This is a genomic window from Gilliamella sp. G0441 (genome assembly GCF_050589305.1).
Taxonomy (GTDB): domain Bacteria; phylum Pseudomonadota; class Gammaproteobacteria; order Enterobacterales; family Orbaceae; genus Gilliamella.
In genome coordinates this window covers 1-25,053 of record NZ_JBNRJF010000016.1, presented here as the reverse complement: position 1 = coordinate 25,053, position 25,053 = coordinate 1, and the positions used below count along the sequence as shown (strand labels likewise).

The 25,053-nt window shown below is 33.7% G+C and carries 18 protein-coding genes; 8 read left to right on the top strand and 10 right to left on the bottom strand.

The genetic code is table 11. The features are described 5' to 3' along the window. Positions 1-3: 3 nt before the first annotated feature. A complete protein-coding gene (locus ACKJXD_RS11035) occupies positions 4-1,632 on the top strand; it encodes a DUF2813 domain-containing protein (protein WP_220215689.1) in 1,629 nt (542 codons plus the stop codon). A 62-nt stretch (positions 1,633-1,694) separates the two neighbouring features. On the opposite strand, the gene ettA is transcribed toward ACKJXD_RS11035, so the two are convergent. Next, positions 1,695-3,362, bottom strand: coding sequence for an energy-dependent translational throttle protein EttA (ettA, locus tag ACKJXD_RS11030; RefSeq protein WP_430876308.1), 1,668 nt, complete (start codon positions 3,360-3,362; stop codon positions 1,695-1,697). A 230-nt stretch (positions 3,363-3,592) separates the two neighbouring features. Between ettA and ACKJXD_RS11025 the strand changes: the two genes are divergently transcribed. Next, on the top strand, positions 3,593-4,447 hold the full coding sequence (locus ACKJXD_RS11025; RefSeq protein WP_430876307.1) for a hypothetical protein: 855 nt from the start codon (positions 3,593-3,595) through the stop codon (positions 4,445-4,447). Between the two features lie 53 nt (positions 4,448-4,500). Here ACKJXD_RS11025 and nfsB read toward each other — a convergent pair whose 3' ends face one another. Beyond that, positions 4,501-5,145, bottom strand: coding sequence for an oxygen-insensitive NAD(P)H nitroreductase (gene nfsB, locus ACKJXD_RS11020; RefSeq protein WP_220215691.1), 645 nt, complete (start codon positions 5,143-5,145; stop codon positions 4,501-4,503). A 448-nt stretch (positions 5,146-5,593) separates the two neighbouring features. On the opposite strand from nfsB, the gene leuA reads away from it, so the two are divergent. The 5 genes from leuA (at position 5,594) to ACKJXD_RS10995 (ending at position 11,661) form a co-directional block, all read left to right on the top strand. Then, entirely contained in the window at positions 5,594-7,141 is a 1,548-nt protein-coding gene (gene leuA / locus ACKJXD_RS11015) for a 2-isopropylmalate synthase (protein ID WP_430876306.1), read from the top strand. 69 nt (positions 7,142-7,210) lie between these two features. After that, entirely contained in the window at positions 7,211-8,290 is a 1,080-nt protein-coding gene (gene leuB, locus ACKJXD_RS11010) for a 3-isopropylmalate dehydrogenase (RefSeq protein ID WP_430876305.1), read from the top strand. A gap of 68 nt (positions 8,291-8,358) precedes the next feature. Beyond that, a complete protein-coding gene (gene leuC, locus ACKJXD_RS11005; protein WP_430876304.1) occupies positions 8,359-9,768 on the top strand; it encodes a 3-isopropylmalate dehydratase large subunit in 1,410 nt (469 codons plus the stop codon). 10 nt (positions 9,769-9,778) lie between these two features. Beyond that, positions 9,779-10,381, top strand: a complete 603-nt coding sequence (gene leuD / locus ACKJXD_RS11000) for a 3-isopropylmalate dehydratase small subunit (protein WP_220215695.1) — start codon at positions 9,779-9,781, stop codon at positions 10,379-10,381. A gap of 173 nt (positions 10,382-10,554) precedes the next feature. Continuing rightward, positions 10,555-11,661 (top strand): hypothetical protein, encoded by a 1,107-nt coding sequence (locus tag ACKJXD_RS10995; protein WP_430876303.1) that lies wholly within the window; start codon positions 10,555-10,557, stop codon positions 11,659-11,661. A gap of 116 nt (positions 11,662-11,777) precedes the next feature. Here the strand turns inward: ACKJXD_RS10995 and ACKJXD_RS10990 are convergent, their stop codons facing one another. The 5 genes from ACKJXD_RS10990 to yccX all read right to left on the bottom strand — a co-directional run bounded on the left by ACKJXD_RS10990 (position 11,778) and on the right by yccX (position 15,426). Beyond that, positions 11,778-13,193 (bottom strand): RNA polymerase factor sigma-54, encoded by a 1,416-nt coding sequence (locus ACKJXD_RS10990; protein ID WP_430876321.1) that lies wholly within the window; start codon positions 13,191-13,193, stop codon positions 11,778-11,780. Continuing rightward, positions 13,193-13,918, bottom strand: coding sequence for an LPS export ABC transporter ATP-binding protein (lptB, locus tag ACKJXD_RS10985; protein ID WP_220215698.1), 726 nt, complete (start codon positions 13,916-13,918; stop codon positions 13,193-13,195). The genes ACKJXD_RS10990 and lptB overlap by 1 nt, the downstream gene beginning before the upstream one ends. A 1-nt stretch (position 13,919) precedes the next feature. Next, complete coding sequence (gene lptA, locus ACKJXD_RS10980; protein WP_220215699.1) at positions 13,920-14,480, bottom strand: lipopolysaccharide transport periplasmic protein LptA; 561 nt, start codon at positions 14,478-14,480, stop codon at positions 13,920-13,922. A 3-nt stretch (positions 14,481-14,483) separates the two neighbouring features. After that, the gene (gene lptC / locus ACKJXD_RS10975) at positions 14,484-15,047 is read right to left on the bottom strand and encodes an LPS export ABC transporter periplasmic protein LptC (RefSeq protein WP_220215700.1); all 564 of its coding nucleotides are present in this window, start codon (positions 15,045-15,047) and stop codon (positions 14,484-14,486) included. Between the two features lie 100 nt (positions 15,048-15,147). Further along, entirely contained in the window at positions 15,148-15,426 is a 279-nt protein-coding gene (gene yccX, locus ACKJXD_RS10970) for an acylphosphatase (protein ID WP_430876302.1), read from the bottom strand. A gap of 264 nt (positions 15,427-15,690) precedes the next feature. On the opposite strand from yccX, the gene ACKJXD_RS10965 reads away from it, so the two are divergent. After that, on the top strand, positions 15,691-16,290 hold the full coding sequence (locus ACKJXD_RS10965) for a CHAP domain-containing protein (protein WP_220215702.1): 600 nt from the start codon (positions 15,691-15,693) through the stop codon (positions 16,288-16,290). Positions 16,291-16,430: 140 nt separating this feature from the next. Here the strand turns inward: ACKJXD_RS10965 and ACKJXD_RS10960 are convergent, their stop codons facing one another. The 3 genes from ACKJXD_RS10960 to ACKJXD_RS10950 form a co-directional block, all read right to left on the bottom strand. Beyond that, complete coding sequence (locus ACKJXD_RS10960; RefSeq protein WP_220215703.1) at positions 16,431-19,247, bottom strand: filamentous hemagglutinin N-terminal domain-containing protein; 2,817 nt, start codon at positions 19,245-19,247, stop codon at positions 16,431-16,433. Positions 19,248-19,567: 320 nt separating this feature from the next. After that, positions 19,568-22,180, bottom strand: coding sequence for a filamentous hemagglutinin N-terminal domain-containing protein (locus tag ACKJXD_RS10955; RefSeq protein ID WP_430876301.1), 2,613 nt, complete (start codon positions 22,178-22,180; stop codon positions 19,568-19,570). Positions 22,181-22,809: 629 nt separating this feature from the next. After that, on the bottom strand, positions 22,810-25,053 hold a 2,244-nt coding region (locus tag ACKJXD_RS10950; protein WP_430876300.1), incomplete at its 5' end, for a filamentous hemagglutinin N-terminal domain-containing protein.

Below are 25,053 nucleotides of genomic sequence, written 5' to 3'. Positions count from 1 at the left end.
ACTATGTTTATTGAACAAATCGATATTGAAGGATTTAGAGGTATTAGCCGAATATCTTTAAAATTAAATTCAAAAACGAGTGTTTTAATTGGCGAAAACCGCTGGGGGCGTTCAAGCTTAATTAGCGCACTAATGCTATTATCACTGGATAGAAAATTCTATCAATTTGTTGATTCTGACTTCTATCACGATAAGTATGAAAATTACGGTACAAAAATTAGTATTAATGCCACCTATTGTGAGTCTTATAAAAATGAGCTTAACAATCAGAGTTACCAATCGCTACAAGCGGTTGCTTATCAAATAGAGCAAGATAATTTAAAACGTATTACTTATCAACTTACAGCTGATAAAATCAACGAAAATATCATTAGTCAACACAACTTAGTTGATCATCAAAGAAAACCATTTGCCGTTTCAGATCCAAAAATATTTATTGAGACACTCGTTAATCTTAATCCGGTAATGATACTTAAAAATGTATTGAACACTGACAATTTACCGATCACTAATCAACCATTGTCTGAATATTTCACTAACCAACTTGCTAATCAATTACGTGAACATTCAGCACAACTAAGCCAAGATGAATTGCAACGAGGCTTAAAAGCGGCTCGTGCTTTGTTAGAATACTATTTTGTCAATCCTGAGCAACGTTATCGTAATCAATATTTAGCTAATAAAAACAGTCCTCGTAATGAAGATTGGAATTCACTTGAACGCATTAACAATATTTTAGATGAACTCGATAATCACTATTTACGAACAGCTTTATTAGGTATTTTCGGATCCATCATGATTGCCAAAGGTGATAATCCTTTATCGCAAAGCGCGGTACCAATTCTAATTTTAGAAGAGCCTGAAAGCCAATTACATCCAATTATTTTATCAATTGGATTTCGGTTACTTAAAAATTTACCGACTCAAAAAATTATTACTTCGAATTCAAGTGATCTCGTATCATTATTTCCATTGGAAAATATTTATCGATTAATTCGTCTGCCTGATCAAATAGTGACAAAATATATTGCGCCGAATTCACTGAGTATTGATGACAACCGCCGAATTTTATTTCATGTTCTTTATCGACGGGCAAGTGCTATCTTTGCACGTTGTTGGCTATTAGTAGAAGGTGAAACAGAAGTATGGTTACTACGAGAACTTGCAGAACAAAGTGGCTATCATCTCAGTTCCGAGGGGGTACAATTACTGGAATTTGCTCAATGTGGTTTGAAACCATTAATTAACTATGCCAATAAAATGGGGATTCATTGGTACGTCATTACTGACGGCGACATAGCAGGTAATAAATATGCCGAAACGGTAAAATCGTTATGTCCTAAAGATAAAAATTATAATGATTATCTGACGGTTTTACCCGCTCGAGACATCGAGAATTTCCTTTTCAAAAATGGCTTTAGTCGTGTTTATAAATTAGCCGCGTATAAAACTGTTGAACACATTGATTTGCCAGTTCACAAAATTATCCAAAAGGCGATCCAAAATAGTTCAAAACCCGATTTAGCAATAGCGGTTTGTGATTATGCAAAATCAAAAGGGATTAAATCCATTCCTCATCTTCTGATTTACGCTTTTTCCAAAATAATTAAAGCGTCAAATAAGTTCGATTAATCGTTATAGCAAGTTAAGTCTAGCAATGTTCCGCCGAAGTTATCGGCGGAAATAAAAATAAACTATTTAGCTATACGTTTATATTTAGCTCGCTTTGGCTCCAATGCTTCAGCCCCTAAAGTCCGTTTTTTCCACTCTTCATATTCGGTAAAGTTACCTTCAAAGAACTCAACATGCCCTTCGTCTTGGTAATCTAAAATATGAGTTGCAATACGATCTAAGAACCAACGGTCATGCGAAATGACTAATGCACAGCCCGGAAACTCTAATAACGCATTTTCAAGCGCGCGCAGTGTTTCGACATCTAGGTCATTGGTTGGCTCATCGAGTAATAGTACGTTTCCACCGACTTGTAATAATTTGGCTAAGTGGACACGTCCTCGTTCTCCACCAGACAACTCACCAACCCGTTTTTGCTGATCAACGCCTTTAAAATTAAAGCGACCAACATAGGCACGGCTTGGGATTTCAAAGTTACCAATACGCATGATATCTTGCCCATTGGATATTTCATCCCAAACGGTCTTTTTATCATCCATACTGTCACGGAACTGATCCACTGATGCTAATTGCACTGTATCGCCTAAAATAATGGTACCCGAATCGGGTTGCTCTTTGCCCGATAGCATTCTAAATAGTGTCGATTTACCCGCACCATTTGGACCAATGATCCCAACAATCGCCCCTTTAGGAATACTAAAAGAAAGATTATCGATTAATACTCGATCACCATAAGATTTAGTCAAGTTTTGCACTTCGATGACTTTATCACCTAAACGTTGCCCAGGCGGAATAAAGAGTTCGTTAGTTTCATTACGTTTTTGGTAATCATTGCTGTTTAATTCTTCAAAACGCGCTAAACGAGCCTTGCTTTTTGCTTGGCGACCTTTTGGATTTTGACGCACCCATTCAAGCTCTTTTTCAATCGATTTACGGCGAGCTGATTCGGTTGCCGCTTCTTGCGCTAATCGCTGATCTTTCTGTTCAAGCCAAGATGAGTAATTACCCTCCCATGGAATACCTTCACCACGGTCTAGCTCTAAAATCCAACCAGCAACATTGTCTAAGAAGTAACGGTCATGGGTTACAGCGACAACAGTGCCTTCATAGTCATGTAAAAAGCGTTCTAACCATGCGACAGATTCAGCATCTAAATGGTTAGTCGGTTCGTCAATTAATAACATGTCCGGTTTTTCCAGCAATAACTGACAAATCGCCACTCGACGGCGTTCACCACCCGATAAATTTTCGATTTTTGCATCCCAATCAGGCAAGCGTAGCGCATCGGCAGCTCGTTCTAATTGATTATCCAGATTATGCGCATCTTGCGATTGTATAATGGCTTCAAGTTCAGCTTGTTCTTTGGCTAATTTGTCAAAATCGGCATCTGGATCAGCATAAGCCGCATAAACTTCATCTAAACGAGCCAATGCTTTTTTGGCATCACCAACAGCTTGTTCAATTGCTTCACGTACAGTTTGCTTAGGATCAAGTTTAGGTTCTTGCGGTAAATAACCTATTTTTATGTCCGGCTGTGGACGAGCTTCACCTTCAATTTCGGTATCCACTCCAGCCATAATTCGTAGTAATGTCGATTTACCTGCCCCATTTAAGCCAAGAACACCAATTTTGGCACCAGGGAAAAAACTTAAAGAGATATCTTTTAAAATATAACGTTTAGGAGGAACAATCTTCCCAACACGATTCATGGTATAAACATATTGCGCCATAAAACATCATCCGTTTGTTAAATTAATCATAGCCAAGTTAATTTTACTTGCTATAAAAGTCATGCCGTATATTGTAACGATTCTGTCAATGGGGTCTAGGGTTATTTGTCGAATTGATTAGATTTATTCACTCTCTTTTATTTTTAACATGCAATATAATTGGTTTCATATATAATCAATAGTCTATTAAATTGACAGTATGAGTGATAAAGACCATTTTAGGAGCAAGGATGAGTAACATCACCGTTAATTGCCATATTGATCGACAATATATTGTCGATACTTATTACGCGCTACTATATTGTTTGGATGATGTGTTTACACAAAAATTAGATGATTCAATTGCTGATAATATGCGTAATTTTACCTTCACCTTCGATAATGAAAAAATAGTGAAGCTAAATAACGATAAAAACGAAGTCTGTACTTTCTATTACTCAGATTTGTATCAAATTCAAGAAGCTAAAACTGGGTTATTTTTTTTTAGTAATAAGATTATTTTTGAATTTCTTCGTTATGATCTGTTTCAACCTGATGAGTTACAGCGCCTAAAAGATTATCTGGCTCCTTATTTAAGCAAAAACCAACAACCCGAAATAGCAACGGTAAATTATCGATTTGACTATCAACAAGTATATGCGTTTATTTGTTATCAATATCGAAATTTAAGAAAAATGATGTTTATTACATCTACTATTCTTTTCTTGATGAGTTTGTTGGTATTTGCAAAAAATCCTCCTTTATCAGCACTAATTTTCATACTGTCTATTTTATTACTTACCATATTTTTGGTTAATTTTAAACAACAATCAAAAAAGCAGGTTATAACATTGAATGAACGCTTTGGCAGTATGACCTGTATCTTTTATAATGATCATCTAATAACCAGTAGCGAAAAAAGAGTAGAAAATTATTTTAATATTAACTATGCTGAATTTTTCAAAATCGAGAAAACACCAAAAGGTTATGTGTTTCTTATACAGAAACATATGGGTTATTTCTTTTTTTATGAAGAGTTTACTTTAGAACAACAACAAGCGCTGGAAGAGAATCTGAAACACTATAACAATTATTCAGTGAAGTAATATCATACCCTTTTTACTCATCCCACCTAATACTAGGTGGGATGTTAATCAAATTATAAGAAGGTGAAGATTTGATCTTTCGGCAGACGTGATTTTGGACGATGCGCATTACCATCATCTTGAGCACGATAACCTAACGTTGCAACCACAATGCTTTTCAATCCTTTGCTTTTAAGATCTAAAATTTCATCCATTTTAGCAGAATCGTAACCCTCTATTGCGGTAGAATCAACACCAATTGCCGCAGCGGCAAAAAGCAATTGCCCTAATGCAATATAAGCTTGTTTACCTTCCCAACACTGTTGTGATTCAGGTGTTTTGCTATTTAAATTCACAAAATAACGTCGGCCCTGATCTTGAGACGCTTTTAATTCCGCCGAAGGCAAACGGCCGTCTTTCTCTTCTTGATTAAGTAGATTAACTAAATGGGCTTCATCCAATGGGGTTTTAATACAAAAAACAATAGTATGTGATGAGCCGGTGACACGTGGTTGATTAAAATCAGCTATTGCCGGCAAAATTTTATTTTTAGCCGCTTCATTATCAATAACATAAAAATGCCAGGGTTGAGAGTTAACCGAAGATGGACTGTTTCTTAATACCGTTAAAAGTTGTTCAATCACCTCAGCCGGAATTTTTTTAGTTGGATCATAATGTTTTGTGGTATAACGTTTTTCTGAAATTTCAACTATGTTCATTTTAATGTCCTTAATTAATGATTTAAATAATTAATACCATAAGAAATAGTATAACCAGAATGATAAGACGCTCAATATATTATTTTGATAGGACGAACTTTGAAAATTAACCGAAAATAGTAGTTAGAATGAGGTATAGACACGCTTAGTTTAGAGTAATTTTTGTTCATTGACAAATAATCGTTGACACATTCATCATCATTTGGTAAAAATAACATCAATTTATTTTGTATAACTGTTGAATTTAGAGATTTTTATGTTTATTAACTTTTTAACTTACAACCTCAGCCTCCTCCTCGCATCATCTTGCGCGGATAGCTTGTGTTTGGAGTAAAAGTTTTAAATATAAAATACTCGACAAATTAACAAGAACCCGCGCTAAAGTGCGGGTTTTTTGTTTTATAACGCTAAACACCGAGATAGCGCTAAATAAGAAAAGGAAAAAACAATGAGCAACCAAGTCATTATTTTTGATACAACATTACGTGATGGCGAACAGGCATTACAAGCAAGTCTAAGTGTAAAAGAAAAATTGCAAATTGCATTAGCTTTAGAACGAATGCGAGTTGATGTTATGGAGGTTGGTTTTCCTGTTTCATCTCCCGGTGATTTTGAATCGGTACAAACCATTGCAAAAACCATCAAAGATAGCCGGGTTTGTGCGCTATCACGCTGTATTGATAAGGATATTGATGTTGCAGCTGAAGCATTGAAAGTTGCGGATCAGTTTCGCATTCATACGTTTATGGCAACATCGACGTTACATGTACAAGATAAATTAAAAATGACATTTGATGATGTCGTTGACAGGGCTGTGCACTGCATTAAGCGTGCACGTAATTATACTAATGATGTGGAGTTTTCTTGTGAAGATGCAGGTCGTACCCCAATTGATAACTTATGTCGGATCGTTGAAGCGGCAATTAAAGCCGGGGCAACGACGATCAATATCCCAGATACTGTCGGTTATACTGTTCCTTATCAATTTGGTGGCATTATTCGTACCTTATTTGAACGTGTCCCGAACATTGATAAAGCGATTATCTCTGTTCATTGTCATGATGACTTGGGTATGTCGGTGGCTAACTCGATTAGCGCAATTCAAGAAGGTGCTCGGCAAATTGAAGGGGCGATGAATGGTTTAGGTGAACGAGCAGGAAACACCGCTTTAGAAGAAGTGATTATGGCGATCAAAGTTCGTCAAAATATCCTAAATGTTCATACTAATATCAATCATCAAGAAATTTATCGTACCAGTCAAATTGTCAGTCAAATTACCAATATGCCAATACCGGCGAATAAAGCCGTTATTGGCAGTAATGCTTTTGCGCACTCATCCGGTATTCATCAAGATGGTATTCTAAAAAACCGAGAAACCTACGAAATCATGACCCCCGAATCAATTGGGTTAAATCAAGTTCAATTAAATCTTACCTCACGATCAGGGCGTGCAGCCGTTAAACATCGATTAGAAGAATTAGGCTACCATGATACAGACTATAATTTAGATCAAGTTTATGAAGCTTTTCTTGAATTGGCAGACAAAAAAGGACAAGTTTTTGATTATGATCTTGAAGCATTAATATTTATTAACCAATTAAAAGATGAACAAGATCATTACAAATTAGATTACTTTAATGTTCAATCAGGTTCAACGGTCGTTTCGACCGCATCAGTGAGCTTAATTATTGGTGACCAAAAATTCTCTGATGCAGCAACTGGCAATGGTCCGGTCGATGCCGTTTATCAAGCAATAAATCGTATTACTGGCGAACCTATTTCAATTGTTAAATATCAATTGGCATCAAAAGGTCAAGGCGAAAATGCGCTAGGTCAGGTTGATATTGTTGCTGAATATAAAGGTCGAAAATTTCACGGCGTTGGGCTAGCTACCGATATTGTGCATTCGTCAGCTTTAGCATTGATAAATGTCTTGAATAATGTTTATCGAGCAAACCAAGTTGCCGAGGAAAAACAAAAATTACATCATGCGTAATAACGAATCTCATTTTGTTTATTGTGAACAAAATAACCAATTTAAATTAGATTGTTAAGGAATAAGAACATGTCACAAAATTACCATATTGCAGTATTACCCGGGGATGGAATTGGGCCAGAAGTGATGAAACAAGCCTACAAAGTGCTTAATATTATCCGTCAAAAATATCAACTTTCTATTACGACTAGTGAATATGATGTTGGTGGTGCAGCGATTGATATTCATGGATGTCCACTACCTAATGACACGTTGGAAGGTTGTGAAAAAGCCGATGCCATTTTGTTTGGTTCTGTTGGTGGCCCTAAATGGACACATTTACCGCCAGATCAACAACCAGAACGTGGTGCATTATTACCGCTACGAAAACATTTTAAATTATTTGCTAATATGCGCCCAGCAAGTCTTTATCAAGGTTTAGAAGAACTTTGTCCTTTACGTGAAGACATTGCAAAACGTGGCTTTGATATTTTATGTATGCGTGAATTAACTGGCGGTATCTATTTTGGTTTACCAAAAGGACGTGAAGGCACAGGTGCACAAGAAAAGGCTTATGATACCGAAGTTTATCATCGATTTGAAATTGAACGTATCGCAAAAATGGCTTTTGAAGCAGCTAAAATTCGACGTAAAAAAGTCACCTCGGTAGATAAAGCTAACGTTTTGCAAACATCAATTTTATGGCGAGAAGTTGTCACAGAAATCGCTAAAGGTTATCCCGATGTCACGCTTGAACATATGTATATTGATAATGCCACTATGCAACTGGTGAAAGACCCTTCACAATTTGATGTGATTTTATGTTCAAACCTATTTGGCGACATTTTATCGGATGAATGTGCCATGATAACCGGTTCAATGGGAATGCTACCTTCTGCAAGTCTAAATGAGCAAGGTTTTGGGTTATATGAACCCGCTGGCGGTAGTGCACCCGATATAGCAGGAAAAAATATTGCCAATCCAGCCGCCCAAATACTTTCTTTAGCATTATTAGTCCGTTATAGCTTAAAACGTGATGATATTGCTAAAGCAATCGAAAATGCAGTTAATCGAGCGCTGGAACAAGGCATCAGAACAATTGATTTAGCTCGAAGTGGTCAGTATGTTTCAACCGATGAAATGGGCGATGCTATCTGCCATTTTATCTAACAACATTTATTATGCTTAAGTTGAAAAAATTCGGTTAATCTTCAGGATAACAATAAAGGAATAAAGCAATGTCAACAACTCCAAAAACATTGTATCAAAAATTATATGATGCGCATGTTGTATATGAAGCGCCAAATGAAACACCTATTTTATATATCGACCGTCACTTAGTTCATGAAGTGACCTCACCTCAAGCTTTTGATGGTTTACGGGCGATGAATCGAAAAGTGAGACAACCCCATAAAACCTTTGCAACGATGGATCATAATACCTCAACCAAAAGTAATGATTTAAATGCATGTAGCGAAATGGCACAAATTCAATTAACCGAACTTGCAAAAAATGCTGAAGAATTTGGCGTTTCACTTTACGGGCTACACAGTCCATTGCGAGGTATCGTCCATGTTGTCGGCCCAGAACAAGGGATGACATTACCTGGTATGACAATAGTTTGTGGGGATTCACATACCGCAACACATGGCGCATTTGGCGCACTCGCTTTTGGTATCGGCACATCAGAAGTTGAACATGTTTTAGCAACGCAAACCTTAAAACAAGGTCGTGCTAAGACCATGAAAATTGAAGTGAAAGGTCAGGTTGCCGACGGCATTACCGCTAAAGACATTATTTTAGCCATTATCGGTAAGACAACCAGTGCTGGTGGCACAGGACATGTCGTTGAGTTTTGCGGTGAAGCCATTAAAGCCTTATCAATGGAAGGCCGTATGACTCTATGTAATATGGCAATTGAAATGGGAGCTAAGGCTGGTCTGGTAGCACCGGATGAAGTCACCTTTGCATACTTAAAAGGTCGCCAATTTTCACCAAAAGGGGACGATTTTGACAAAGCAGTAGATTATTGGAAAACCTTAAAAACCGATGACGGTGCACATTTTGATCATGTTGTTACTCTTGAAGCCAAAGATATTGCCCCACAAGTCACATGGGGAACTAATCCCGGACAGGTCACATCCATTGATGCCACTGTGCCAAATCCAAATGATTTTGCTGATCCCATTGAAAAACAGTCTGCTCAGCGTGCATTAACCTATATGGGATTAACCGCAGGAACAAAAATGAGTGATATCAAGATTAATAAAGTCTTTATTGGATCCTGTACTAATTCTCGAATTGAAGATCTCCGTGCCGCGGCAAAAATTGCTCAAGGACGTAAAGTCGCTAACGGCGTGCAAGCTTTAGTGGTGCCTGGTTCTGGGCCTGTGAAGCAACAAGCTGAAGCCGAAGGTTTAGATAAGATCTTTATCGATGCGGGTTTTGAGTGGCGTCTACCTGGGTGTTCAATGTGTTTAGCCATGAATGATGATAAATTAGCACCGGGGGATCGCTGTGCATCGACCAGTAATCGTAATTTTGAAGGGCGACAAGGTCGAGACGCCAGAACGCATTTAGTCAGTCCTGCTATGGCAGCCGCAGCAGCAATCACTGGCTATTTTACAGATATTCGCAAACCATTTTAAGGAGACGGTCATGGCAAAATTTACAACACACACAGGACTAGTCGTTCCTTTAGATGCGGCTAATGTTGATACCGATGCGATTATTCCAAAACAGTTTTTACAAAAAGTAACTCGCACTGGATTTGGTAAACATGCTTTTCATGAATGGCGATTTTTAGATGATGCCGGTAAACAACCAAATCCAGAATTTGTGTTAAATAAACCTCGTTATAAGGGGGCGAGTATTTTATTAGCTCGTGAAAACTTTGGTTGTGGATCTTCTCGTGAACACGCTCCATGGGCATTAACTGATTATGGTTTTAAAACGATTATTGGTTCGAGTTTTGCCGATATTTTTTATAACAACTCGTTTAACAATCAACTATTGTTAGTGAATCTGTCAGAAGAAGACATTGATGAACTCTTCAAAATTGTTGAAGCCAATGAGGGAATCGAATTTACTATCGATCTGGTTAACGAAGTTGTGATTGCAGGCGATAAGCAATATCCTTTTAAAATTGATGCATTTAAACGCCATTGTTTATTAAATGGATTAGATAATATTGGTTTAACGCTACAACATGAAGATGCAATCAGTGCATTTGAACATAAAATCCCTTCTTTTTTAGCATAAAATCTTAATGAAGATATCATCGCTTATTATTATTTAAGCGATGGTATATCACTTTCTTTTAAAATAAGTTACCCAATAACACTTCACTTAGATGATCAATATCATATATACTTCCGCAACTTATTTTCACATCAAAAAATTATTACTATAAATTGTTCATAAGGAATAAAAATATGCAACACATTTTCCTATCTATATGGTTAGATCTCACCATAATATTAATTGGTTTTGTTTCATTTATTGTCTTTACTATCTATTTTATACAGAGAAAGGGGGGATATAAAACACACATTGTTGAACTTCCCTCATTAAAACAAAAAGTCATCATTGCGCAATCAAAATACTTCCAGCAAACCCCGAATAAACAAGATAAAATTTTCAAAAAACATTTTTATATCGGTAAAGAACTGACTATTGAAGGCGAAATGTTGAGAATTAGTAGGGTTAACAAGATTGCTCAGTTGCAAGAAAACAAGATAGTGTATAAATACATTGTCTATTTTAAAAAATATGAGAATATTGAATGTCAAAATACAATTAACATTCAACGGCATCCAATCATTAGTAAAGTTGTTATTGACAATCAAATAATTCAAATAATTAAGCATGATCAGAGTATTGAAAATCTTTCTTTATATAATATTGAATATAATCATACTAATAACAGCATTTGCTTAATGCAAAAAACAATGAATCAAGAATCAGATCGCTATAAATTAACTAAAGATTGTTTTGATCATTTAGCTGATTATCAATATATTGAAGCAATATTAGATAAATATGCCAAATTGAATGAATCTGTCGATTTAGAACCTAAGAAAAAAGGGTGGGCAGATTTGGATGACAATGGCGGTATTTATTTTATGAGAAATTGGTCTGCCTGGATAAGATGGTTATGTGTTTTACCTGGATTTATAATTGGCTATGTAATCGGTTTTTTTAGCGCTTCAATGTTCTTTAATATTATTGAAAATCTAACACATATGCAAAATGGGCCGAATAGGATATTGTTAAAAGCAGGTTTGGGAGCAATGTTAATCTGGGGAATTGCTGTTTCAATCGCATCTTCTGTCGTACCTAGCCATCGTTATTTAACGAGTATCATATTGTCTAGTTTAGTTGTGATATTACAATTAATCATATTCTTTCATTTTTATGATTCAACGGAAATGACGTTTGATGAAAAAAGTGGAATGATAGTTGGGATGATATCATCTTTATGTGGCATGCTGATAGTCATAAACAAGAACAAAAATTATGAGAATAAATCATCACGATGAGTGAATTCAATTAAACAATCTAGCGATCATTTTCAATGGTTTATAGATTGTGCTTCATCACCCGTCAGTTAAGCTATCACTCATACATCATGATTGAATGAAATTTAACGGTATAACTAAAGTTGTTTACGTTGGCTTGACGGCGGAATAGATAATGCTTCTCGATATTTGGCGACGGTACGGCGTGCAATAATAATGCCTTGATCTTCAAATATTGAGACTAGCTTGCTGTCACTTAACGGTTTTTTTCGGTCTTCTGCTGAAATATATTTTTTGATTAAAGCTCGAATTGCAGTAGATGAGGCTTCTCCACCTGATTCCGTATTAACATGGCTGGAAAAAAAGAACTTAAGTTCAAATATTCCCCACGAACATTGCAAATATTTTTGCGATGTTACTCTCGAAACAGTGGATTCATGCATTTCAATTGCCGTGGCAACATCAGATAAAATCAGCGGTTTCATCTGCTCTGTTCCATGCTCAAAAAAAGCTTGTTGATGTTCAACAATAAATTGACTCACTTTGAATAAAGTTTCATTGCGACTTTCAATACTTTTTATAAACCAATTCGCTTCTTGCAAATTTGCACGAATATATTGACCATCGCTGTCATTAGCCGATTTTGCCATTTTCGCATAGTGTTGATTAATGCGTAGGTTGGGTATGGTATCGGTATTCAATTCAACCTGCCATTTACCCGCCACTTTTTTAACTAGTACATCGGGAACAACATAATCAGGTTGCGTCGTATTCAACATGTCACCAGGATAAGGATGTAAATGCTTGATAAATTCAATCGAGGCTTTAAGTTGTTCCTCACTCACATTGAGTAATTTTTTCAATGTCCGATAATCATGGTTTGCCAATAAATCCAAATGATTATCAATTATCTGTTTAACTAATTTTGGGGCATCTAAATATTGAATTTGAATTAACAGACACTCTTGTAGCGTTCTTGCTCCCACGCCAATTGGGTCAAAATGCCAAATCCGCTTTAAAACAGCCTCAATTTCATCAAGCTCTATTTCATTATTACCTTGTGCTTCAAGCAGTTCTTGCGTTGTCGCCGTTAAATAACCACGATCATCAATGGCTTGAATGATTGAAATTGCAATGGCGCGATCAGTCTCGCTAAAAGGGGTAAGATCAAGTTGCCATTTTAGATAATCGTATAGCGTTTCATGAGTTTCACCCTGATAGATAGGTAATTCATCGTTACGATAATCCGAATAAGTACCAGACGGTGTCCCTGCAGAATAAAGATCATCTAAAGAAGCATCTAATGGTATATCATCAGGTATTTCTTGGCTATCTAATGCTTCACGGGTATCTAAATCTTCAGTCTCTTCACTGTCGTCAACGTTAATTTCGTCATAGTGTTCAGCAATTTCTAATAATGGATTATTTTCCAGTGCGGTTTGAATTTCTTGTTGTAGTTCCAATGTTGACAACTGAAGTAATCGAATAGCAAGTTGTAATTGTGGCGTCATCGATAATTGTTGAGAAACTTTCAGCTGCAAACTAGGTTTTATCATAGTTTAAATTCATTTCCTAAATAAACACGCTTAACATATTCGTTATTTAAAATACTATTTGGTGTTCCTTCAGCGATTAAATGTCCTTTATTCACAATATATGCTCTTTCACATACATCTAGCGTTTCACGCACATTGTGATCGGTAATTAAAACACCAAGACCACGATCTCTTAAATGTTTTATTATATTTTTGATATCAATTACAGAAATTGGATCAACGCCTGCAAATGGTTCATCTAATAAAATAAACTTTGGATTTGCAGCTAAAGCTCTGGCAATTTCAACACGTCGCCTTTCACCACCCGATAAAGACTGTCCAATGCTATCTCGTATGTGCGTAATATGAAATTCTTCGAGTAATTCTTCAGCTCTTTCGATTTTTTCGTTTTTATCGATATCTTGACGAGTTTCTAAAATAGCCATGATGTTATCAATAACCGACAACTTTCTAAATATTGAGGCTTCTTGTGGTAAATAACCAATACCTTTTTGCGCTCGTTCATGTAAGGGTAAAACGCTTATATCATCATTATCTAAATAGATTTTACCTGCATTTAACGTCACTATTCCTACAACCATATAAAACGTGGTCGTTTTACCTGCACCATTAGGCCCTAATAATCCAACGATTTCCCCCGAATTAACCGTTAAACTGACATCTTCAACCACTCGCCGTTTTTTATAAACTTTAGCTAAATTTTCCGCCTTTAAAATTGACATTTTATTTATTTATCTCTTTAACTTGGTTTGGGAAGATAGTGCTTTTAACTCGCACGTTTTTACTTAGATGTGCTGCAATATGTTGTTTTTTTACATCATAAGTAATGACTTCACTACTTACATGATTATCTTGTTGATACATATTCGCATTGCCTTGCAACGTTACCATGTTTTCTTTAACGTTATAGATTACTTGTGAAGAATGACCGGTAACAATTGTGTTTTTTTCAGGCAAAATTTGCTTAAAATTAACGGGTTTGCCATAAGCTGTGATTTTTTGTTTTGACGAATCTTGCATATTCGTAATCACCACTTTATCTGCAATAATGGTTAAATCATCTTGCGTAATATGGACATTCCCACTAAAAGTAACAGTATTATTTTCTATATCAATTTGTTGATTATCTGCATCAATAGCAATAGGTTTATTGTTAATCGTTGTATTTTGTGTTGGCTCTTGCTTTACAGGTGGTAATTGAGTGATGGATTCTTCTGCATAGCTACTCAATGATATAGTTAATATTAAAAATAATGGTAAAAAAGCTTTTTTGGGGAAACTCATTTTTTATTTTGCCTCAGTTTTATAATATGTTTTTATATTTTCAAGGATATCAGCCGTTTTCGCCTGTAAATCTCCGTCTAAACCAATTCCCGTTGAATAAAATCCGATACCTTTAAGAAATACAGGATCTTTAGATGTTACATGCTGCGTGTTCAAATTTACTAGTGCATTATCTGTTTTAACTTGTTGTAACTGAGCATCAGGAACAAGATTATCTAATTGAACATCTTGATAAAGGTAAATTAGTTTATCATTTGTTAAAGTGGCTTTCTTAGCCTTTATTTTCCATGTTGTGACATGGTTTTCATCATAAAGGGTAACATTTGGTAAATCAAATTCGGTATAGTCTGAATTATCAAAATACTTCACATGCGCAGATTCAATTTTATAACTAATTTCTCCTGATAAATCATAAACATTAGTAACCATAGCATCACTTTGATAAATGGGCATGGTTGATAAATCTGCTGGCGATTGTTCAACTCTATCATCACCCTTTTGATAATAATAGTAAACACCAACAACTATGATCAGAAGTAAAATACAGATAAAATTTTTTTTGTTCATAACATAATTCAATTACGCTAATAAAGTTAGTTAATGATTAAGAGAAGCAATTATTCTAAGAGCCAAATATTTATATCATTTTACTGCATTTTTTATCAAATTAATATCTGACATTAAAAGAAGTTAAATTTTCTTTAGACGATAATTCATAAATATTTATTTTAACAATATTGGCTGAACGAGGTCCACCTAGGTTAAGCCATTGTGTCATTGAAGATATTTGATGGCTACTACCTTGAACAACTATTTCAACATCACCATTATCGAGATTTTTTACATATCCAACCAGACCGATTTTAATAGCCTTTTGATAAGTGAAAAAACGAAAACCCACACCTTGAACCGAGCCACTTATTATAAACTTAACAAGCCTTATCATTTGATGATTTTCCTTAACTTTTTTGCTTAATCAATAATAATTCAGTTTTATCGTAAATTAAATAAATAATCTTATAATTTTCAAAATATCTATATCCACATTGATTATATTTCGACCATTCAATGTATGGAGAAAAAATTTTTCAGATCTTACATTAAATTATTTAACCTTCTTTTTAGATTTTCTTATAAAAAGCGATTTTAATTAAAAAATACTTCAAATAAAATATCAGGATGAATTCAAATTATCGACTTCAAGAAAACAATGAAAATATTTTTCAAATATAAAAAAAGTCTATTTTTAATTATGTTGATTTTGTCATTAAGTATCTACCTTTTTGGTCAAAAAATTGATGCGTATTTTCTGATTGATAAAGATAAAATAGGCGTTGTTGTCGATGAATTTAATGGTGTTAAAGTTTACTATAATGGTAGCGTAGATAATGTGAGTGGGCGCAATACATCTAAGGATGGATATAATCTCGGTTTGAAATACCAATGCGTCGAATTTATTAAGCGTTATTACTATGAGCGCTTTAATCATAAGATGCCAGATAGTTATGGTCATGCAAAAGATTTTTTTGATGATTCTATCGCCGACGGAAAAATCAATCCCAAACGCAATCTACTGCAATATCACAATGGTTCACCGTCAAAACCTCAAGTTGAGGATATTATTGTAATGGGATGGAGTAGATATGGTCATGTCGCTATTATCAGTAAAGTCAGCGATAATGAGATTGAAATTGTCCAGCAAAACCCAGGTCCTAATGCTAGCTCTCGTGCCTTGCTTCCTTTAATTTATAAAGACGGTTTATGGAATATTGATTCATTTCGGGTTTTAGGCTATCTGCGTAAAAATTAATGTTAAATTAATCATTATTAAAAGAATATAGATTTAAAACTATTTATAATTTAATAAATAGTTAACTACGATCCTATTTATATTATCTATAAGCTAGGATCGTAGTTATTTCTAGTTAAATAAGCAATTCAATGATTCACTTAAAATTCGTCATGTTTTATATCTCCAATAATAAAGCCACCATTGATTAGTTCAGGAACTTTAATATGAATTGTATTACTATAAATTTTACCGTTCCAATCATTATTAACTTTTTTCGCTTTTAAAAACATTTTATTATTGGCAATTATTTGCCCCTGATTATAAACTTTATCAGCGTTAATATTTATTGTATCACTAGATTTAATAAAATTATGATTTTCAAGTTCTTTACCGGCAAAATTTACTCCTTGTCTAGCAATTATTTCACCTTTCCAATCATTAAATAGTTTAGTTGGGGTAAAATCTATAAAATGTTCAGAAATAAGTTTTCCTTGATTATAAACATCCTTAGATTTTATAGACATTGTTTTGTATACATCGACAATATTATGATTTTCAAACTTTTCTCCTGAAATATTGATATCATAGCCTTGCATTTGCCCTTTCCAATCATTTTTTAAATAATTTGAATTTGTATCTAAGGTTTGTTTAGAAGCTAATGTTCCTTGATTATAAACTTTTATTGAATTTATACTTAATAACTTTTCTGCATTAACTTGATTATGGTTTTCTAAATTTTGTCCAGTAATCGTGATATTCTTACCTTTAACGAATCCATTCCAATCATTTTTGAAATAACCTTGACTTATCAACACTGAATTATCAGATGATAAATCGCCTTGGTTATATAAATTAGTAGCGGTAATAGCTAAATCATTAATTGCACTAATAGAGTTGTGATTTTCGAGTTTTTCACTTGAAAGTGATATTTTTTTAGCACTAACCCTACCATTCCAGTCATTTTTAAAGTTGAGACCTTTAAAAAAGATTTCTCCAAAAGAATTTAGTTTCCCTTGGTTATATAAATCATTAGCGTTAATTGTTAAGTTACTTAACCCTTCAATTAAATTATGATTTTCAAGTTTTTGACTTGAAGAAATTGATATTTCGTTAGCAACAATCGTACCATTCCAGTCATTTTTAAGTTTATAAGTCGAAAAATTCAACTTTTCTTTAGCGCTCAAAATGCCTTGATTATAAAAGTTATCTTTCACCGTAAGATTCAGAATTTTTGTCGCGTTTATATAATTGTGATTTTCGAAATTAGAACTTGATAAAGATATCGCATTAGCGAATAACTCACCTTTTCCAGCATTTTTAAATTCACTAGCATCGATTTTAATGCGATCGGATGAGAGTTTTCCATAATTATTTAAGTAATTTACCGAACTTTCTAAATCAAGTGAAGACTTAACTAAACCATAATTATCAAATGTCGAACCCTTTAAACCGATATATTTACCAATTTCTATATTTCCAGTACTTTGATTTATAAAATGTTGACTATTTACATAAAGATGATATGACTTTATCGTGCCTTGATTTTCAAAATTATTAGAATCTAAACTAATATTTTGAGTATTTGATTGAATCAAACTTTGTTTATCATTGAATAATGAGGAACTAGATATGGCAATATTCTTTTCCGCCAATATTTTATTTGCATTATGTATCGTTCCAGCCTTTATATTTAAATCATTACTTGCTTCAATAACACCATAATTTTTAAATTGTTTAACTTCTTTTAATTGAACGTTTTTTGATTTGATGTTATTGGTATTTATTATAGTAGAGCTATCAGCAGTGAATTGTTCTCCGGCGGAAATCTTACCAAAATTGTTTACCTCATGACTTTTTATATTAAGATTTTTTCCACTGGTGATGGTCATATTATTTTCAAATGCAGAACTATTAACATTGATTGAACCCTTTGCCGATATATAATGGTTATTAACAATCATACCTTTGGTATTAATGTTAAGGTCTCCAGCGCTTACACCCAATGTTCCTGAATTACGTACACCGACACCTTGTTCATTTGCACTCAATGTAATTTTACCAGCATACATACCACCTAACGCAGATACATCAATACCAAAATTATATTTATCTTCATAAATATTATCTTTTTTATTCTCAGTAAAGCTTAAATCTGTACCGACATTATTTTGACCTGCTATCACATTGATTTCTTTATTAGCCCATAATTCAGCATTAATTTTTACACTTCGAGCAATGATATCCGTATAATCTTGCCCGGTATTTTTTAAGCCTTGCCCGGTAACATAAATATGTCCACGTTCAACTTGATACCCAGTCAATTTACCGTCTTTTACTAGCGGTTTACCGGTTGTTAAGGTTGCTCGGTCAGCATTGATAAAACCACATCCATTACAGGTTATACCCGCTGGATTGGCAATGATTACTTGTGCTTTTTGACCAGCTACTTCAATGTATCCATTCAACTGACTAATATTAGGTGAATTGACTTCATTCAAAATGACTTTAGCACTTTGTTTGATTAATGCATTACCACTAAGATAACCCGCTAATTGCGTTTTGCTACCGTCTGGGGAATTATTTAAAATGACACCATTTTTGGCTACATCAAATTGAGTATATTTATTATGTGAAACCCCACTACTCGATGGAGTAGCAATATTACTTACATAGGTTCCGTTAGAAAGTTGATAAACATCAGGACGTTGATTACGATTGGCTGATTTGTCTGCGACAATATTGTTAGCATAACTGCTGTCAATCAGACTAACCATTCCCAATGCGATATACGATATAAATATTAATGGCTTTATTTTGAAGGATTTTGTTGGGTAAATTGAGTCGTGTTTTTGATGAATAATTTCAACTTTATTTTTATTACTTGCCACCATTTGATGCGATTTAACCAGTTCGGATACAACAATAAATAAATTTCGAGCTTTATTAAAAATAATTCTATATAAATTTCTATTCATTTTATTTCCACCTTTCATCAATTGTTAATGCATTAAGTTATATACAGCTAATTAAAAACATAACTGCCTAAGAAACATAAAGAAACATATAGATCAATAAATAAACAAGAACTATTACAACGAAATAGAGAATTTTATGGTTTTAATATTACTAATTGAATTTATAACAATTATTAATACTAATTTAACTGAAAAAATTTAAAAAAATTACATTAAATAATTTGAGGTCGGTATAAAAAATCTTGAATTTATCGAACCTAATTTAGTCTGTGATTTATTACTACCTAAATTAGGTTCTGATTTATAATCAGTGAACTATTCTATGGATGAGAAAGTTCACTGGGCTGATTATCCATTTTGGTACTGACACTATTACTTTTAATTAGAGAGAAAATAATCATATCAGTAATGTTGGATATTATCATTTTTGCTTTATTTAAATTTAGATCATCATTGATAAATGTATTATTGTTTAAATTCTGGAACAGATTAGAAACTGAATGATCAATTGTAGATTGCGAATTATTAATGCCTGAGTGTAAATCTGTCTTCTTGATCGTATCCAAATTTTCCATTCCATAATCAAAAGTGGATTCAAGCTGGTGTGACCTTAGGATACCCAACTTTTCACTGTTTGAATTTTTATTATCAATCATTATCACATTTTGAGTTAATGATTGACCATTATATTTAATTTCATTAGGATTTATTATTATTTTATCATTTGGTTTTATCTCTTTTTTATTATCAGTTTTTATCTCTTTTGTTTCAGTTTTGGTTGAGTTTGTATCTGTTTGCCAATCATTTTTGAAGTTATCTCCTTTAGCTTTTAGTCTTTCTAATGACATTGCTTTTGCTTGATTGTATAAATCATCAATATTAAATTTTAAATCTTTTTTGCCGGTAGAGCTACTTTGATAATCGAATTCATTCTCTTCAAATTTATTTTTATCAGTCACTAAGACACCATTAAAAATTATTTGATTGGCTTTAACTTTTCCTTGTGAATCATTTTTAAAATTATAACTTAGTATAGATAATGTATCGTTAGAATATAATTTACCTTGGTTATACAACAACTCTAATGAGTTAATTTGAAGCAATTCTTCAGCAAGAATTTCATTAAAATTATAGAGTTTTAAAGAAAATAAAAAGACTTTATCGGATTTTATTATCCCTTTACTATTGTTTTCAAGCATGGAAGTGTCTAAAAAAATCATATCTTTAACTAACACTTGGCCATAGTTATAAATTTTACCAATTTTTACAAATATATTTTCATTATTAATGGAACCATAATTGAAGAATTTTGAGTTTTTATCATTATTATCAATTTTTAGAAATTGACTTTGTAACTTACCATTCTTATCGTTGATAAATTCCTTAGATAATAGTTCTATCCCCTTCCTTAATATGATATTACCCTGATTATTCATAAGATCTTTTAATATGATATTGGCAGAATCACCATTAATTAAACCATAATTAAAAAATTGCTTACCCAAAACTTTTATTAGCTCACCTGCAATCAACTTACCTTGCCACGTATTGACTAATTTGGATTCATCATAATCGCCTAAACTTATCAAGTTCGACTTTACAGTACCATCATTTATAATATCGTTTCCCTTTAAAAAAATATTTTCTTTAGCTTCTATCGAACCTGTTTCCTTATTAATAATATTATCACTTTGGACTAATATATTTTTTTCAGATGTGAGTTTATTTAAATTATTAACATCATTAGCAACAATGTTTAATTGCTCTTTAGCATTAACTTCACCATAATTTTCAATATTTTTTCCTGCTAAATTGACATTTTTTTGACTAGCAATTTTGCCATGATTTACAATGCTTTTACCTTTTAGCGAGATATCTTGTTTGGCTTTGAGCTTCCCCCCAGCATTATTTAAAATTTTACCATCCGCCGAGATATTCAACGTTCCCGCACTTGCCATGATTGTCCCATTGTTACGCACACCCACGCCGGTTTCGGTGCCCACCATCTTAATTTTTCCGGCATACATTCCACCTAATGCTGAAACATCCAGTGCAAATTCAGGTTGTTCGGTATTGGTGGCTGAGGCGACTTTTTCAACCTTCGTCAGGTCTGCACTCACCTTCGCTTTACCTGTCACAATATTAATTTCTTTATTCGCCCATAACTCAGCATTAACACTGACACTGCGTGCGATTAAATCGGTATAATCCTGACCTGAATTTTTTAACCCTTCCCCTGTAATGGCTATCTGCCCCTTTTCCACTTGATAACCCATCAATTTTCCATCTTCCATTATCGGTTTACCGGTGGTTAAGGTTGCCCGGTCTGCATTAATAAAACCACAACCATTACAGGTTATGCCTGCCGGATTGGCGATGACAACTTGAGCTTTTTGACCCGCCACCTCGATATAACCATTTAATTGGCTGATATTTTGTGAATTCACTTCGTTCAATATGACTCTGGCACTATTTTGCAGTGATGCATTACCATTAATATTACCCGCTAATTGCGTTTTACTGCCGTTTGGGGAGTTATTCAAAATGACACCGTTTTTTGAAACGTCAAATTGCGTATACTTATTATGGGATACGCCCCCTTTTGATGGTGCGGCAATATCGATTTGTGTCACGCCGTTTGGTAAACCTTGAATTGTTGGTTGGTGAGCTTGATTGGCTTTTTGATCGACAACGATATTATTTGCGTAACTGATGCCAATCATACTGACAAGCCCTAATGCTACGTAGGATAAAAAAACTAACGGCTTTAATACATAAGATTGAGTAGTTTTGATTGAATCATCCTTGACGTGAATGCTCTTTGCTTGCAGATGTTTGCTAACCACAACTTGATTTGATTGAGCAATATCAGATACAACAATGAACAACCCTCGAACCCGATTGAAAATAATACGATAAAAATCTTTATTCATAGAATTATTTCACCTTTCATCTATTTCTTAATAGCCGTAATCAATCATACTAAGGTTAAACATTAAATAATGTACAACAAACTTTCTAAAATCACTTCAACATCAGACAACACAAAAAAGTTTGAAATTAATATAACTAAAACGACTGCGATATGGTTTACACGTTTGGGACAATTACTACAAATTGCTTGCATAATGATTAGAGACTATCATTAAGTTAGCAACAAGAATAAATCTTTTTATATTGTTTAGATAACTTAATATTTGTATAATAAAATTTAGTGTTATATTTAGTCAAAGAATTTATTAATATTTTTGTCAATTTTGGTATTTTTGGTACTTTAACTATTAAATTAATTATATTTTAAACAGGGAATATTAGATAGCTTTACTTTCATCCATTAATCAAAAATAGTGCCGACTTTGCTGCGTTAAAATTTAATGAATATAATTGATCGATAAAATTTTTAATCTATTAATACGGAATGCAATTTAATAAGTTATTCAATTTATAAGAACTTAATTCTGGTTTACCCATTATTGAATCATAACCGATAAACCAGAAAGATAATTTTAACGATATAAACTTTTATTTGTTACTGTTTATAGTCGTTAATCTTTGATGAATATTAATCACTTATTTCTAATAATTCATCTGCTTTGATTTTTCCATAATTTTCAACCCCATTTTTAACTTTAAAAACTAGGTGTTTGGTATCGATAACGCCAAACCAATCATTTTTAAAATTTTGACTGACAACATCTATCTTATTTTGGGCAAATAACTCTCCATTATTGTAAAATTCAATTGTGTCTATCATCAATGTATCATTAGCATGAATGGTTTTTCGATTATCAAATCGTCCTTCAATTATTCCTTCTTCATTTTTTTGTCCTGCTATTTTAATCGTGTTGGCACTGATTTCTCCCTGCCAGTCATTTTTAAAGTTGTTACTGATTATATCTAATTCTCCTGATGAGAGAATTTTTCCTTGGTTATAGCCATCTTTACCAGCAATAGTTAAATTGTTAGCAGCAGTGATTTCATTGTAATTTCTAAAATTTTCAAACTCAGTATATATTTCATTAGCCTTTATTAGACCTTGCCAACTATTTACAAAAAGATTGCCACCTAAATTTAAATTAGTCGCTAAAATTTTTCCATAATTAAAAACATTAGCATAATACAAATTCATCGTATCAGCCTCTATTAGACCATAGTTAATAATATCATTATCCAAATCCCCAGAACTAGGCTCAATCATAGCATAGTTGAAAGATAGTTTACCGTTCCAATCATTTTTAAATTCACTATGTTGAAAATGTAACTTTGATTTTATCGCTATTTGACCTTGGTTATACATTTTCCCATACGATACAATACGCCCATCTTCACTACTTACTAATCCCCAATTATCAAATTGATCTGTTATTATGGAAACAAATTGATCGGCTTCTATTTTTCCACGCCAAGTATTAACCACGGTTCCAACATGTCCGGCACCTAAACCTACAAATGAACTTTTAATATTACCTTCATTAACTATATTTATTCCAGATAATGAAACAACTTCTCCAGCTTGAATTAAGCCTGTATCCTTATTGATAATATTATTTTCATTTTCGACCGATATTTCATTTTCAGATATCAGTTTATTTACGTTCAGAACATCAGCAATAATGCTTAATTTATCCTTGGCATTCACTTCACTATAATTCTCAAAATTTTTCCCTTCTAAAGTAATATTTTTCGACTGAATCACGCCAAACCAATCATTTTTGATTTTATCACTCGATACAGTAACGCTTTCTCCTGATGATAAGTCACCCGCATTTTCGGCATATGATGCTTTAATTTCCACCTTTTCAACCGCATTCATTTTGCCCACATTTTTGGTGTGCATTGCATTTAATGTAATATTTTTAGCGTTCACATTCCCTGTCCAGGTACTCAGAAATTCATCACTTTCTGCACTAAGATTTTTTCCTGCTGATAATCTATTTTCATTGGCTACCAATGCTTTAGCTTTAAGTTGGATGTCTTCTTTTGCTTCTATTGTGCCATAATTTTTTACGTCTGTTTTTCCCGTTAAGCTGACACTTTTTTGACTGGCAATCGTGCCATGATTTTCTATATGTTGACTGTTTAGTGAGATATCTTGTGTTGCCTTAAGATTACCCCCCACATTATTTAAAATTTTACCATCCGCCGAGATATTCAACGTTCCCGCACTTGCCATAAGTGTCCCATTGTTACGAACACCTACCCCTGCTTCGGTGCCCACCATCTTAATTTTTCCTGCATACATTCCGCCTAATGCTGAAACATCCACTGCAAATTCAGGCTGTTCGGTATTGGTGGCTGAGGCGACTTTTTCAATCTTTGTCAGGTCCGCACTCACCTTCGCTTTACCTGTCACAATATTAATTTCTTTATTCGCCCATAACTCAGCATTAACACTGACACTGCGTGCGATTAAATCGGTATAATCCTGCCCTGAATTTTTTAACCCTTCCCCTGTAATGGCTATCTTCCCCCTTTCTACTTGATAACCCATCAATTTTCCATCTTCTATTATCGGTTTACCCGTCGTTAAGGTTGCCCGGTCTGCATTAATAAAACCACAACCATTACAGGTTATGCCTGCCGGATTGGCGATGACAACTTGAGCTTTTTGACCCGCCACTTCGATATAACCATTTAATTGGCTGATATTTTGTGAATTCACTTCGTTCAATATAACTTTGGCGCTATTTTGCAATGATGCATTACCATTAATATTACCCGCTAATTGCGTTTTACTGCCGTTTGGGGAGTTATTCAAAATGACACCGTTTTTTGAAACGTCAAATTGCGTATATTTATTGTGGGA

Excerpts from the sequence above, each read along its gene's own strand:
- lptB (WP_220215698.1), bottom strand. The coding sequence starts at position 13,918 with ATGTCAATTTTAAAGGCGGAAAATTTAGCTAAAGTTTATAAAAAACGG.
- ACKJXD_RS11035 (WP_220215689.1), top strand. The coding sequence starts at position 4 with ATGTTTATTGAACAAATCGATATTGAAGGATTTAGAGGTATTAGCCGA.
- lptC (WP_220215700.1), bottom strand. The coding sequence starts at position 15,047 with ATGAACAAAAAAAATTTTATCTGTATTTTACTTCTGATCATAGTTGTT.
- ettA (WP_430876308.1), bottom strand. The coding sequence starts at position 3,362 with ATGGCGCAATATGTTTATACCATGAATCGTGTTGGGAAGATTGTTCCT.
- ACKJXD_RS10960 (WP_220215703.1), bottom strand. The coding sequence starts at position 19,247 with ATGAATAGAAATTTATATAGAATTATTTTTAATAAAGCTCGAAATTTA.
- ACKJXD_RS10955 (WP_430876301.1), bottom strand. The coding sequence starts at position 22,180 with ATGAATAAAGATTTTTATCGTATTATTTTCAATCGGGTTCGAGGGTTG.
- leuA (WP_430876306.1), top strand. The coding sequence starts at position 5,594 with ATGAGCAACCAAGTCATTATTTTTGATACAACATTACGTGATGGCGAA.
- leuB (WP_430876305.1), top strand. The coding sequence starts at position 7,211 with ATGTCACAAAATTACCATATTGCAGTATTACCCGGGGATGGAATTGGG.
- nfsB (WP_220215691.1), bottom strand. The coding sequence starts at position 5,145 with ATGAACATAGTTGAAATTTCAGAAAAACGTTATACCACAAAACATTAT.
- leuD (WP_220215695.1), top strand. The coding sequence starts at position 9,779 with ATGGCAAAATTTACAACACACACAGGACTAGTCGTTCCTTTAGATGCG.
- lptA (WP_220215699.1), bottom strand. The coding sequence starts at position 14,480 with ATGAGTTTCCCCAAAAAAGCTTTTTTACCATTATTTTTAATATTAACT.
- leuC (WP_430876304.1), top strand. The coding sequence starts at position 8,359 with ATGTCAACAACTCCAAAAACATTGTATCAAAAATTATATGATGCGCAT.
- ACKJXD_RS11025 (WP_430876307.1), top strand. The coding sequence starts at position 3,593 with ATGAGTAACATCACCGTTAATTGCCATATTGATCGACAATATATTGTC.
- ACKJXD_RS10965 (WP_220215702.1), top strand. The coding sequence starts at position 15,691 with ATGAAAATATTTTTCAAATATAAAAAAAGTCTATTTTTAATTATGTTG.
- yccX (WP_430876302.1), bottom strand. The coding sequence starts at position 15,426 with ATGATAAGGCTTGTTAAGTTTATAATAAGTGGCTCGGTTCAAGGTGTG.
- ACKJXD_RS10995 (WP_430876303.1), top strand. The coding sequence starts at position 10,555 with ATGCAACACATTTTCCTATCTATATGGTTAGATCTCACCATAATATTA.